10 protein-coding genes are annotated in these 13,956 nt (G+C 65.1%); all 10 read left to right on the plus strand.

Annotation, left to right across the window (positions count from 1 at the left end; translation table 11 throughout):
• Positions 1–29: 29 nt before the first annotated feature.
• Genes tssE through V9K97_RS21620 form a run of 10 tightly spaced genes read left to right on the plus strand, consistent with a single transcriptional unit; the run spans position 30 to position 13,948 of the window.
• Complete coding sequence (tssE, locus tag V9K97_RS21575; protein ID WP_258508188.1) at positions 30–560, plus strand: type VI secretion system baseplate subunit TssE; 531 nt, start codon at positions 30–32, stop codon at positions 558–560.
• Positions 560–2,431 (plus strand): type VI secretion system baseplate subunit TssF, encoded by a 1,872-nt coding sequence (gene tssF, locus V9K97_RS21580; RefSeq protein WP_258503381.1) that lies wholly within the window; start codon positions 560–562, stop codon positions 2,429–2,431. Before tssE ends, tssF begins: the two co-directional genes overlap by 1 nt.
• Positions 2,428–3,576 carry a type VI secretion system baseplate subunit TssG gene (tssG, locus tag V9K97_RS21585; protein WP_337320558.1) on the plus strand — a complete coding sequence of 383 codons (1,149 nt, stop codon included), beginning with the start codon at positions 2,428–2,430 and terminating at the stop codon, positions 3,574–3,576. Before tssF ends, tssG begins: the two co-directional genes overlap by 4 nt.
• Positions 3,573–6,320: a type VI secretion system ATPase TssH gene (gene tssH, locus V9K97_RS21590; RefSeq protein ID WP_337320560.1), complete on the plus strand. Its 2,748-nt coding sequence runs from the start codon at positions 3,573–3,575 to the stop codon at positions 6,318–6,320. Before tssG ends, tssH begins: the two co-directional genes overlap by 4 nt.
• Before the next feature lie 15 nt (positions 6,321–6,335).
• Positions 6,336–8,726, plus strand: coding sequence for a type VI secretion system Vgr family protein (locus tag V9K97_RS21595; protein WP_337320562.1), 2,391 nt, complete (start codon positions 6,336–6,338; stop codon positions 8,724–8,726).
• A 2-nt stretch (positions 8,727–8,728) separates the two neighbouring features.
• Positions 8,729–9,127 (plus strand): hypothetical protein, encoded by a 399-nt coding sequence (locus V9K97_RS21600; RefSeq protein ID WP_337320564.1) that lies wholly within the window; start codon positions 8,729–8,731, stop codon positions 9,125–9,127.
• 10 nt (positions 9,128–9,137) lie between these two features.
• Positions 9,138–11,783 (plus strand): DUF2169 family type VI secretion system accessory protein, encoded by a 2,646-nt coding sequence (locus V9K97_RS21605; protein WP_337320566.1) that lies wholly within the window; start codon positions 9,138–9,140, stop codon positions 11,781–11,783.
• A complete protein-coding gene (locus V9K97_RS21610; RefSeq protein WP_337320568.1) occupies positions 11,780–12,841 on the plus strand; it encodes a pentapeptide repeat-containing protein in 1,062 nt (353 codons plus the stop codon). The genes V9K97_RS21605 and V9K97_RS21610 overlap by 4 nt, the downstream gene beginning before the upstream one ends.
• A gap of 45 nt (positions 12,842–12,886) precedes the next feature.
• Positions 12,887–13,534, plus strand: coding sequence for a DUF3540 domain-containing protein (locus V9K97_RS21615; protein WP_337320570.1), 648 nt, complete (start codon positions 12,887–12,889; stop codon positions 13,532–13,534).
• A 33-nt stretch (positions 13,535–13,567) separates the two neighbouring features.
• Positions 13,568–13,948 (plus strand): DUF4150 domain-containing protein, encoded by a 381-nt coding sequence (locus V9K97_RS21620; protein ID WP_337320572.1) that lies wholly within the window; start codon positions 13,568–13,570, stop codon positions 13,946–13,948.
• The last annotated feature ends 8 nt before the right edge of the window (positions 13,949–13,956 follow it).

A 13,956-nucleotide genomic window follows, 5' to 3' on the forward strand; every position in this document is an offset into this window, starting at 1 on the left:
GTTCACTCCTGCCAGCCAGCCGCTTGCCCGTGGAGGCCGAGGGCGATCACCAGCAAGAAAGCGTTGCACGCGACCGCCTGCAGCCGGTGCTGCTCGACCGCCTGACCGACAAGCAGCCGCAGACCCGCCAAGAGCGCGCGGGCGCGTTCCTGATGAGCGGCAAGCTGCTGCGCGATTCGGTGCTGCGCGACTTGCAGTGGCTGCTCAACACCACCAACTTCGGCGCTGACCACAACATCAACGCCATGCCGCGCGCGCGCCGCTCGGTCGTGAACTACGGCGTGCGCGGCTGGGCCGGCGGGCGCATGTCGGAGGTCGACTTTGCCGACGTCGAGGCCGCCATTCGCGCGGCCATCATCGACTTCGAGCCGCGCATCATGAAAGACAGCATCGACGTGCGCTGCGTCACCGACTCCACCGACCTGGAGCACCACAACCTGCTCGCGCTCGAGATCCGCGGCACGCTGTGGTCGGTGCCTTACCCCATCGAATTCATCCTGCGCTCAGAGCTCGACCTCGAAAGCGGCCACATGGTCCTTCGCCCGACGGGAGGGCTCTGATGGACGCGCGGCTGCTCGACTACTACAACCGCGAACTCACCTACATGCACGAGCTCGGTGCCGAGTTCGCGCAGCGCTATCCCAAGATTGCCGGCCGGCTGGGCATGCGCGGCATCGAGGTGAGCGATCCTTACGTGGAGCGCCTGCTCGAGGGCTTCAGCTTTCTTACGGCACGCATCCAGCTGAAGATGGATGCGGAGTTTCCGCGCTTCTCGCAGCGGCTGCTCGAAGTGGTGTACCCGAACTTTCTTGCGCCGCTGCCGGCCATGGGCGTGGTGCAGATCGACGGCAACCTGAACGAAGGTTCGCTGAAGGCCGGATACGAGCTGCCGCGCCACACCATCCTGCGCGGCCGCATGATCAAGGGCGAGCAGACGGCCTGCGAATTTCGCACCGGCCATGCCGTCACGCTGTGGCCCATCAAGATCGCCGAGGCGAGCATCGGCCCCGTGCCGGCAGAAATTGCGCACGCCATGCCAGTGGTCGCACGCCAGGCCAAGAGCGCCATCACCATCAAGCTCGAAGCGGTGGGTGGCGCCCGGTTTGCAGAGATGCCGCTCGACCGGCTCGAGTTCTTTCTTTCGGGCGCCGAGCTGCATGCGCTGCGCGTGCTCGAGCTGGCGGTTCACCACAGCGTGGGCACCGTGTGCCGCAGCGGCCCAGGCAGCACCGCGCGTATCGTGCCATTGGGCGACGAGGCCATTCGCCACGAGGGCTTCGACCCCGACCAGTCGCTGTTGCCGTATGACGCGCGATCGTTTCAGGGCTACCGGCTGCTGCACGAGTACTTCGCGTTTCCTGATCGCTACCTGTTCTTCAGCGTGAAGAACCTGCGCGCGGCGGCCGCCGCCATGAGCGGCAGCACGATGGAAATCGTGATCCTGCTCGACCGTGCCGACAGCGACCTGGAACGTGTGGTCGATGCGCGGCACTTCTCGCTCTTCTGCACGCCCATCATCAACCTGGTGCCGCGCCGCAGCGACCGCATTCCGGTCGGGCCGGGGCAGCATGAGCACCATGCGGTGATCGACCGCACGCGTCCGCGCGACTTCGAGATCTTTACCGTCGAGCGCGTCACGGGCCACATGAGCAACGGCTCCGAGGAGCGGGAGTTCAGGCCGTTCCTAGGCTCCTTCGCCGCCGACGACGGCGACTTCGGTTCTTATTTTTCGCTGCGCCGCGAGCCGCGCCTGGTGTCCGACCGCGCCCGCGCGCAAGGCACGCGCACCAGCTACACAGGCAGCGAGGTGTATGTGTCGCTGGTCGACCAGCACGATGCGCCGTTTCCGCACAGCCTGCGGCACATCACCATCGATGCGCTGTGCACCAACCGCGACCTGCCGCTGTTGCTGCCCACCGGGCTCGAATCCGATTTCACCCTGCGCGTCTCGGCGCCGGTGCGCGCGGTGCGCATACTGCGCGGCCCGTCGCGGCCGTATCCCGCATTGGCGGAAGGCGCGCTCACCTGGCGCCTCATCAGCCACCTGGGCCTCAACTACCTGAGCCTGACCGACGTCGATGCCAACCAGGGCGCGGCCGCGCTGCGCGAGATGCTCGACCTGTACGGCAACCTGGCCGACCCCGCGGTGCGCCGGCAGATCCAGGGCGTGCGCTCGATGGCGCTGGCGCCCGTGTTCCGCCGGTTGCCCGAGCCGGGGCCGATCGTCTTCGGCCGCGGCGTGGAGGTGGCGCTGAAGATCGACGAGGTCGCGTTCTCGGGTTCGAGCCCTTATCTTTTCGGTGCCGTGCTGGAGCAGTTCTTCAGCCGGCATGTGTCGCTCAACGCGTTCACCGAGTTCGCGCTCTCCAGCCTGCAGCGCGGAGAAATCGCGCGATGGGCGCCCCGCATCGGACGCCGCCCCGCCGTATGAGTGCGCTTCACGTTACCCACGATTCATCGGCACCATCGGTCGTTCCCGATGAGCCGGCTGCGGTGGCCCAGCCCGCGCGGCGCGGCGCGCCGGAGGCCGATCCGGTGTTGTGGGCCGGCCTCGTCGACCAGCCTTTCGAGCATGACCTCTTCATGCTGCTGCGCCGGCTCGACGCGCAAGGCGGCCATCCTTTGCTGGGCCGCGCGCCGCGCCCGCTCGACGAGCCACTGCGCCTGGGCCAGGAGCCCTCGATGGCATTCGCGCCGTCGAACGTCTCGGGCGTGGATGTGGACGGCGATGGCCCGCCGCGCATCTCGATCTACGGCTTCGGCCTGTTCGGCCCCAACGGGCCGCTGCCGCTGCACCTGACCGAGTACGCGCGCGAGCGCAAGCGCCATCACAGCGACAACACGCTCAGCGCCTTTGCCGACCTGTTCCATCACCGGCTGATCCTGCTGTTCTACCGCGCCTGGGCCGATGCGCAGTCGGTCAACAGCCTCGACCGTCCCGACGGCCACCGCTTTGTCGACTACGTGGCCAGCCTCATGAACATGGGGCAGCCGGGCCTCAAGGAGCGCGACCGCATTGCCGACCATGCGCGCACCTTCATGGCCGGGCACCTGGTGCGCCAGACGCGCAACCCCGAAGGGCTGATCCAGATCCTCAAGCTGTACTTCGGCGTGCCCGTGCGCGTCGACGAATTCGTGAGCGGCTGGGTGATGATCGACGACCGGCAGGTGAGCCGGCTCGGCCTCTTCGGGCGCAACCACCAGCTGGGCGGCGGCGCGACCATCGGCCTGGCGGTGCGCGATGCGCAAAGCAAATTTCGCCTGGAGCTGGGCCCGCTCTCGCAAGACGAGTTCCGCCAATTCCTGCCGGGCAGCAAGCGGCTGCAGCAGGTGGTCGACTGGGTGCGCCAGTACGTCGGCATCGAGTTTGCCTGGGAGCTGCGGCTCGTGCTCAAGAAAGAGGAAGCCCGCGGCATGCAGCTGAGCGGCGGGCAGCGCCTGGGCTGGGGCAGCTGGCTCGGCACGCGCCTTTCAGACACCGATGCAGGCGACATGGTGTTCCAGCCCGAAGCATTGTTTTCCCGTTCCGCATCGGCAGCTTCCGTGGCGGCTGAAGTTTCTTCCATGGCCTTATGACCGATATTCGCCGCGTCTCTCTTTTTTCCAAACTGAACCCGATGCTCTACAAGGCATTGGAGACCGCCACCGCGTTTGCCAAGCTGCGCGGCAATGCCTATGTGGAGCTGGTGCACTGGCTGCACCAGATATTGCAACTGCAGGACAGCGACCTGCTGCGCATCGTCAAGCGCGCAAGCCTCAACATCGATGCGGTAGAGCAAGACCTGGTGCGGGCGCTCGACCGCCTGCCGCACGGCGCCACGTCGATCAGCGACATTTCCGAGCATGTCGACAACGCGGTGGAGCGTGCCTGGGTGTATGCCAGCCTGCGCTTCGAGGCCACGTCGATCCGTGGTGCCTACCTGCTTGCGGGCATCGTGAAGACGCCGGGGCTGCGGCAAGTGCTTTCTGGCATTTCGCGCGAGTTCGACAAGATCGTGCCCGACGTTCTCATCGCCCAACTCCCCGCGTGGACCGAAGGTTCGCCCGAGGATGATTTCGACGCCGCACCGCAAGGGCAGGGCGCCGGCCATGGGGCCCCTGCGGCGGCTCACCAGGGCGACGGTGCGGCGGCCGGCGGCTCCGCGCTGGCCAAGTACGCAAGCGACCTGACGGCGAAGGCGCGCGCGGGCGAGCTCGACCCCGTCTATGGCCGCGACGACGAGATCCGCCAGATCATCGACATCCTCATGCGCCGGCGCCAGAACAACCCGCTGCTCACCGGCGAGGCCGGCGTGGGCAAGACGGCCGTCGTCGAGGGACTCGCTTCGCGGCTTGCGGCAGGCGATGTGCCGCCGTCGCTCAAGGACGTGTCGCTGTGGGTGCTCGACCCCACGTTGCTGCAGGCTGGCGCGGGTGTGAAGGGCGAGTTCGAACAACGCCTGCGCCAGGTGATCGACGAAGTCGAGAAGAGCCCCAAGCCCATCGTGCTGTTCGTCGACGAAGTGCACACGCTGGTCGGCGCGGGCGGCACCGCAGGCACCGGCGACGCGGCCAACCTGCTGAAGCCGGCGCTCGCGCGCGGGCGGCTGCGCACCATCGGCGCCACCACCTGGTCGGAGTACAAGAAGTACATCGAAAAAGACCCGGCCCTCACGCGGCGCTTTCAGACCATACAGGTGCACGAGCCCACCGAGCCCAAGGCCGTGGTCATGCTGCGCGGCATTTCGGCCGAGCTCGAAAAGCACCACGGCGTGCTCATCCTCGATGCCGCGCTCGAAGCGGCCGTGAGCCTGTCGCACCGCTACATTCCCGCACGCCAGCTGCCCGACAAGGCGGTGAGCCTGCTCGACACGGCGTGCGCGCGCGTGGCGCTGAGCCAGCATGCGCTGCCCGCCGCCATCGAAGACCTGCAGCGCCGCATCGAAGTGCTGGGCATCGAGCGGGGCATTGCGCAGCGCGAGGCCGCCATTGGTGTCGGCGAGGCGAAGCGCGTCGACGACATCGCGGGCGAGGTGGCCGCCGCGCAGGCGGAACTCGACTTGCTGGAAAAGCGCCGCGTGGAAGAAGCAACGCTGGTCGAGCGCATCGTCGCGCTGCGCAAGCAGCTGTCGCCCGCCGCCGTGCCCGTGCAAGCAGAGCTTGCGCCGGAGGACTTGGAGGGCGACGACGTCGACGCCTCGGCGCAGGTCGAAGCCGCGCTGTCCGAGCCCGAGCGAGCGCCCGAAGAGATTCGCGCCGAACTCAACCAGGCGCAAGACAAGCTTGCGCAGCTGCAGGGCGAATCGCCGCTCATCCTGGCCGCAGTCGATGCGCAGGCCATTGCCACAGTGGTGGCCGACTGGACCGGCATCCCCATCGGCCGCATGGTGCGCGACGACGCGCAGTCGGTGCTGCGCCTGGGCGAGATTCTCTCGGCCCGCGTGGTGGCGCAGCCCGATGCGCTCGAAACCATTTCGCGCCGCATTCGCACCGCGCGTGCGCGGCTGGACAACCCGAACAAGCCAGTCGGCGTGTTCCTGCTCTGCGGCCCCTCTGGCGTGGGCAAGACCGAGACCGCGCTGGCGCTGTCAGAAGCCTTGTACGGCGGCGAGCAGAACCTCGTCACCATCAACATGAGCGAGTTCCAGGAGTCGCACACCGTCTCCACGCTCAAGGGTGCGCCGCCTGGCTACGTGGGCTACGGCGAAGGCGGTGTGCTGACCGAAGCCGTGCGCCGCAGGCCCTACAGCGTGGTGCTGCTCGACGAGATCGAGAAGGCGCACACCGACGTGCACGAGATCTTCTTCCAGGTGTTCGACAAGGGCTGGATGGAAGACGGCGAGGGCCGGCACATCGACTTTCGCAACACCGTGATCATCATGACCTCGAACGTCGGCACCGACCTGGTCATGCAGCTGTGCGAAGACCCGACCCTGCGCCCCGACCCCGAGCCGCTGGCGGCCGCGCTGCGCGAACCGCTGCTCAAGGTGTTTGCGCCAGCGCTGCTCGGGCGGCTGGTGGTGGTGCCTTATTACCCGTTGCACGCCGATGCGCTGCATCGCATCATTCGCCTTCAGCTCGACCGCATTGCCGCTCGCCTCGACGCGAATCACGGCATTGCCCTGCACTACGACGACAGCGCCGTCGAACTGGTGGCGCGCCGCTGCACCGCCATCGAGTCGGGCGGACGGATGATCGACGCGATCCTCACGCACACCATCCTGCCCAGATTGAGCGAGGAAGTCATTGGCGCCACCGTCAGTGCGCGCAAGCTCGCCGCCGTGCAATTGAGCGCGGCGGGCGATGACTTCCAGTACGAGTTTTCAGAACGCCCCGCGTAGACAAGGGAGAGCCGCATGAACAGAGTCGTCAAAGCCCACACCCCGCTCGGAGATGAACAGTTGCTGTTCCGCTCGATGCACGGCAGCGAAGGGCTGTCGCAGTTGTTCGAGTTCGAGGTCGACCTGTTGAGCCCGAACACATCCGTCGACATGAAGGCGCTGCTCGGCAAACCGCTCGCGCTGGAGATACAAACGCTCAGCGGTACGCCGCGCTTTCTCAACGGCCAGATCACGCGCTTCACGATGATCGGCCGGGAGGGTGGGTCGTCGCGCTACACCGTGTACCGCGCATCGGTGAGGCCCTGGCTCTGGTATCTCACGCGCACCAGCGACTGCAAGATCTTCCAGAACAAGTCGGTGGTCGAGATCCTCGAAGACGTGCTGGGCGAGTACGGCTTCGCCTTCGAGAAGAAGCTCAGCGCGTCGTACCGCCAGTGGGAGTACTGCGTGCAGTACCAGGAGACCGACTTCGCCTTCGTGAGCCGCCTCATGGAGCACGAGGGCATCTATTACTACTTCAAGCACGAAAAGAACCAGCACACGCTGGTGCTGGCCGACGACATGAGCGCTCACGAGACGCTGCCCGGCTATCCGAAGATCGGCTACCTTGCGAGCGACCGCGCAACCGACCCCGGCCGTGAGGTGATCGACCAGTGGGAGGTGACCGAAGAGATCCGGCCCGGCACCTACGTGGTGGACGACTTCGACTTCAAGAAGCCGAAGGCCGACCTGCTCAACACGCGCAGCCAGCCGCGTGGCAATGACCACGGCCGCTACGAGATGTACGAGTGGATGGGCGGCTACAGCGATGCGGGGCAGGGCGAGCACTACGCGCGCATCCGCCTCGAGGAAGCGCAGGCTCAGGCCGAGGTGGACACCGGCCACACCAACGTGCGCGGCATGGCACCCGGCTACCGCTTCACCATGCAGAACGCGCCGCGCGACGAGGACAACCGCGAGTACCTTACCGTCTCGGTGATGTACAGCCTGCGCGAAGGCGGCTACGCCAGTGGCGATACGACGGGCGAGTACAGCTTTCATTTCGGCGTGCAGCCCACCTCGATCCCATTCCGCGCGCGGCGCATCACCCGTGTGCCGAGCACTCAGGGCCCGCAGACTGCTACGGTGGTCGGGCCACCCGGCGAAGACATCTGGATCGACAAGTACGGCCGCGTGAAAGTGCAGTTTCGCTGGGACCGGTACGGCCAGCGCAACGAAGACAGCTCGTGCTGGGTGCGCGTGTCGAGCGCATGGGCGGGCGCGAACTTCGGGGCGGTGAATCATCCGCGCGTGGGCCAGGAAGTCATCGTCGACTTCATTGCCGGCTGCCCCGATCGGCCGATCATCATCGGCCGTGTCTACAACGCCGACCAGATGCCGCCACTCGAACTGCCTGCCAAGGCAACAGTCAGCGGCTTTGTGAGCCGGACCATCAAGGGCGATGGCGGCCTGGCAAACCACTTCGTGATCGATGACGATCCGGGCTGCGAGTCGATCAAGATCCATGCCGAGAAGGATTTCGTCATCGAGGTGGAGAACGACGAGACGCACACTGTCGAGGGCGACCGTACGACCACCATTCACGGCAACGACACGCTTACCGTGGGTCAGGCCCGCACGACCACCGTGGAGGACGGACTCGATCACGCGATCTACAAGTCGGGATCGAAGCTCGAGGTAACGAAGAAGGCCGAGCACTTCTTCAACAACGCCATCGAGATCACGACGAACGAGGGCGCTATGGAAACCGTCCAGACGGGCGAGTCGCACGTGCATGTGATGGCCGGCCTGCGCCACGAGCAGTTCGACAACGCGCTGCACGTGGACGTGAAGAACGGGATGATCGAGCACGTGTACACCGGTGACTCGACGCTCGAGGCATGGGCCGGCAAGCGGTACGAGAGCTACAAGACCGGGTGGGATCGGAAGATCCTGGGCGGTGGCGGCAAGGACGACGTGAAGGGCGGACTGAACGAGACCATCGATAGCTTTCACAACTCCACCGTCACCGGCCCTTATGTGGGCAAAGCCAATAGCATCCGCATCGAATCCACAGAGGGTGACATCAACATCGTTTCCGCGGGGGATGTGCTGCTCGAAGGCAACAACGTCAGGCGGACCAACCGCACACACGTGATCGACACCGCGCCTTCGCGAGAGACGAAAACAGAGGGCCTGAGTTGGTCGAAGAATGGCTCCATGGAGCTGTACAACGGCTATGCCGAGTTTCACAACGACAGGCAGACGGCGTTTAGCTGGGTAAAAGCGGATTTCACCTATATCCACTCCTATACGTGGGCTACGACTTCCTTCACCATGGCTGGATTCACCACAACGCAGTCGTTCTTCCATCTCTCGAACCAAGGCATGGATCTGGAAACGCCACTCCTCAAGTTGATCACTTAGGCGTGACTGAACCCCACTCATTGAAAAAGCGGAGGAGCGAAATGCTGGAGGCGATGAAATGGGGCGTTCTTGCCTTGGCAGCCGTGGTGGCGTTCTTCGTCCTCCAGAGAGCAGTGGTCCGCAAGCTTGCCGGAGAGGGAAAAGCCGAAGAAGTGCGCCGCAGCGGTGAGCCTGCGACGGCGCTGGTGCTCGATACCTACGACACGGGCAACCGCGTCGCGAGGTACTTCATCATGACCCGGCTGACGCTTCGGGTGGATTGCTCGACCGGTAGTTTCGAGACGACGGTCACCACGCCGATCAGTCCTGTGAAGCAGGCCGAATTCTCGCCGGGACGCACGATCAAGGTCCGCGTGAACACAGGGACGCGCGAGGTCGCCGTGGACCAGCCGCGCCGGTGAGCGACACACCATGAAGACCATCAAACCCCTGCGGCTGAGCCTGCTGAATCGCCCCTACGCGCGGGCCGGAAGAAACTACCTGGGTGTGGCGGCACTGGGGCTCGTGGGCCTGGAGCCCGAACCCAAGCTCTACTCGGAACAGGATCTCTGGCGAATCGCTTCCGAGGAAATCGGCACCGGCGGTGTCCTGGATCTGGGCTTGCCGAAGCTGGTGCCGGAATGGCTGTTGAGCGGCTATGGCCATACCGCCCACCAGGCCGAGAAGACGACCTGCGCCGTGCAGGCGCGAATCGGCGGAATGGAGAAGTCGCTGATCGTTTCCGGCGATCGGTACTGGCTGGATGGCCGGGTGACGGAGCCGCAGGCATTCGACCGCATGCCCTTGGACTGGACGCGCGCATTCGGTGGCCCCGGTATTCCGGAGAATCCGCTCGGCACAGGCGCCGAGGAGGAGCAGGTCAATGGTGTGCGCACCCGTCGGCTGCCCAACGTGGAAGCGCCGGACCAGCGCATGCGTTCACCGCGTGATGTCGTCCGCCCTTCGGGTTTTGGCGCCATTCCGCCGGATTGGCCGCAGCGCCTGTGTTTGCTTGGTAGCGAGTACGGTGAGCAATGGCGCGAACAGGACTTCCCCGGACTGGCAAGAGACGCGGACTGGCGCTACTTCAATGCCGCGCCTGTCGATCAGCGATGGGAAGGGCTGCAGGAAGTGCCGCGAGGCCTGCCCTTCGAACTCTGGAACATGCACCCCGCCCAGCCCGTTCTGCGGGGATGCCTTCCAGACTGGCGCGTGCGTGCATTCGCCAGTTGGAACAAGGATGGCAGCGAGCTGAATGAATCCGGCTTGCGGCTCACCACGGTCTGGTTTTTTCCGCACCTCGAACGGGCCGTGCTGATCTGGCACGGTGTTTTCTCGGTCGTCGAGGACGACGCGGCCGATGTGCGTCATCTGATGGCGGCCATCGAGATGCCGGATGAGCCGCGGCCGATGGACCACTATGCATCGGTGCTGGCCAAGCGCCTGAACCCCGAGACCGCGATTCATGCGGTTCGCGATAGTGACCTGGCTCCCAAATCGATTCTGGGCACCTTGGAGCTGGACGAACAGCTGCGGGCCGCGGAGCGCCCGTCAGTGCGAAACGCCAAGGCTGGGGCGCGCCGCCAGTATGAACAGAGAAGGCAGGCGCTCCTGCAGCGGGGACTCGACCCCGAGGTGCATCTTCCGCCTTTCCCGGAGTCGGAGGAATTGCCTGATCTTGACGACTTGCCCATGTACCAGGAGCGATTGAAGCGGGAGTTCGAAGACCTGCGGCGCACCAAGGGCGAAGCGGGTAGCCTCGTCGCCGGCGGCGCGGAACAGGGACCGTCCGTGGCATCGGGTTCGCAGGCGGCAACTGCGGCTGCGCCCGCGATCGCCGAAGACCTGCTCGCGCAAATGCCCGAGGGAGGCGCCAGGCTCGACCCCGGCGAAACCATCGCCCGCTTGCGCGCGCACCGCGCGGCGAAGGCAGGCGCCGAAACCCTTTCCCCCGACGAAGCCCAAAGCCGGGCCGCGGAAGACGAGGCCGAGGTGCAGCGGATCCGCGAGTCTCACCGGCACATGGCTCACCTGCAGCCGGCCCCACCGCAGGCAACGAGCTTCCGCTCCGCCAAGTGGCGTCGCCGGCTGGACCGCGCGCGCGACGGAGCGAAGCAATTCGCGGGAGCCAACCTGTCTGGCGTGAACCTCTCCGACATGGACCTGCGAGGCTATGACCTGTCGCATGCCAACCTTGAAAGCGCCAATCTCACCGGGGCCCGGCTGGACGGGGCCAACCTGAGCGGCGCGGTCCTGGCGCGGGCTACCCTGGAGCAGGCGACCTTCGTCAATGCGCGGCTGGACGGCGCCAGCCTTGCCAAAGCCCAGTGCAGGCGCTGCGACTTTACGGGCGCGAGCATGGACGGCACGAACTGCCAGGCTGCCGTGTTCGATGAAGCGGTGTTCCGCCAAGCCCGGTTCCGTGCCAACGAATTGCGAGACAGCCAATGGCGCAGTTGCGATCTGCGCGAGTCCCACTGGTCGAACCTGGTCTTCTGGAAAGTCCGTATCGAGCACCTGCGCTTCGATGCAGCTCAGTTCAAGCAGGTGATATGGATCGAGTGCGCGTTCGATCAGGCGGCCTTTGTGGGCGCACGGCTGGACAGCTGCGGTTTCATCACCGCCGATGCCAGCGCAGGCGTGGATTTCAGCAGCGCTTCTCTCGAAGCCTGCAGCTTTGCGCACGGCACGTCTATGCCGGGTGCGATATTCCAGCGTGCCCGCCTGAAGCAATGCGGCTTGAGGACAACGCGGCTGGAAGGCGCAGATTTCACGGGCGCGTGTCTTGAGAACTGCGATTTCTCCGAGTGCGACCTGACGCGAGCGCGCCTGGACGGACTGATCGGAGGCGAGAGCCTTTTCGTCCGCACCAATCTGACCGCCGCTTCCCTGAAGGGGGCGGACCTGATCGATGCCAGTTTGGCGAAGGCCGATCTGAGGTTTGCGAACCTCGAGCAGGCCAACCTCTACCGGGCCGACGTTTCACAGGCATTGATCGATGCCACGACCCTGCTGGCAGGCGCATACACGCAGCACGCCAAGCTGTGGCCGAAACGCCGTGAAGAGGCGGGTGCATGACGCACGAGCAGTTGCTGGATCGCATTCGCAATGGCTTGCCGTTGATCAATGTGGATCTCAGCGGTGAGAACCTCGAAGGGCTTGATCTCTCGGGTGCGCAGATGCACGGCGTAAACCTCGCGGGTGCGAGGATGTCCGGCGTGAACCTGGAGGACGCCGGCCTGATCGGTTGCAGGCTGTCGCATGCGGATGTTTCCGGCGCTCTCCTGAAGGATGCGCGCTTCGTCCGCTGCGAGCTTGCCGGCGCCCGTTTCGAAGATACGAACCTGTCAGGCGCGCAGTTCTCGGAGTCGAATCTGGATGGCGCGATGCTCAATCGGGCGGACGTTTGCGGCAGCGCCTTTTACAAATGCACGGCCAAGAACGCGGAATTGAGCTTCGGCCGTTGCGACCGGATGGCGGTCTTCGAGACCAGCCTCGATGGCGCCAGGTTGTCCGACGTGCAGATGAGCTTCTGCGTCTTCATGAAGTCCGATCTGCGTGCCATGGCATGGGAGGGCGGTTCATGCGACAGCTGTGTGTTCAACGAGTGCATTCTGGACGGCATGGATCTCTCCGGTCGCACGCTGGTGCGCTGCCAGTTCATCGGAAGCCGGCTGCAGGGCGTCGACCTGTCCCGCGCCCAACTCACGCAGAGCAACTTCAAGGGGGCGGCGATGCAATCGGTCCAGCTTGCCGATGCCCGCGGGGAGGCTGCCTTGTTTCCCGAGGCCGATCTCAAAGGCGCGAATTGCCGAGGCGCGCAGTTTCCGCGATCCGTGTGGGTCGGGGCGTGCCTCGAAGGGGCAGACTTCAGCCAGGCCCAGCTCGATCTCTGCGCATTGCACCGGACCCGATGCAACACTGCGGTGTTCGAGCGTGCCAGCCTGTCCGATGCGGACTTCTCGTACGCGGACCTGAGAGACTGCAACCTGCGAGGCGCGATCTTCCAGCGAACGCGCATGCACCACGCGCAGATGGCAGGTGCGGTGCTTTCCGCGCGCAGTGGAATCATCGAGGTCGACGAGGGCTTGCACAAGGCGCAGCAATGGTCGGCCTCACGCGCGCATCCCGAATAGGGCATGCGAGGATATTCCGGACACTTCCATTCAGAAGGGACAGCCATGAACGTTGTATCACTGCATCCGAACCTGCCGAGGGAACAAACCCCGATCCACGTCCTGGGGCATCTCGTCGGCAGCACGCCTGACGGCCAGTGGAAGGTCACCGATGAAAGCGGCGCGACCTGGACCTGCCGCCGGGCCGCGAGCTGCCTGCTTCGACCCGAGCCGGGGGACACGGTGATGGTGTCGGGACCGGACCGATATCGGCTTTACCTCATCGCGGTGGTCGAAAAGGCCGATCCTTCGGCAAGCCGCATCGAGGCCGCCGGCGATGTCACCCTGACCGCCATGACAGGCGGACGCGTCAGCCTCGAAAGCAGTTCGGAATTGCGCCTGCATGGCGGGCGCATGCTGAACATGACGGCCTCCAAGGCCAGCTGTGCAGTGACCGAGATGGACTTCTCCGCACAAACGACCGAGGCCAGCGTGGGGCACCTGCGATTCTTCGGGAAGGCCATCGAGTCGGTGGTGGATCGAATGGTGCAAATGGCTCGCACGGCACTGCGCATCGTCGATGAAACGGACCAGCTGCGCGCCGGACACGTGGACCATGAAGCAAAGGAAACAGTGCGTGTCCATGGCAGGCACACCGTGGTCACCGGGCAAGACCTGGTCAAGGTCGACAGTGCACAGATCCACATGGGCTGACAGGCCCCGGATCAACAATCAACAGGAGCTCCCATGTTCGCAAACTGTCAATTGATGGGAATGGACCTCGCTTTTCCCGATGTGTGCAAGACGCCAGTGCCCGTGCCTTTTCCAAACATGGCACTGGGGCCCATGGCGATTCCGAACGTTCCCAACATCCTGCTCATGGCAATGCCCGCCCACAACCTGGGAACGGTCACGCCCATTACCTTGGGCGATCAGCCGGGAGTTCTGGGAGGCATCATTTCGCAGACTTTCATGCAGCAGTCGCGTCACCTCACAGGCGCGTTCACGGTTCTGACGAAGGCGCTTCCTACGACGCGGGTAACCAGCCTGTCTTTGCAGAATCGCATGAATATCGTCGGCATGCGGTTGATTCCGAGCCAGTTCAAGGTGCTGGTCCTCGCGCCCTGACGGGTCTC

Source organism: Variovorax sp. CCNWLW186 (assembly GCF_037203865.1).
Classification (GTDB): domain Bacteria; phylum Pseudomonadota; class Gammaproteobacteria; order Burkholderiales; family Burkholderiaceae_C; genus Variovorax.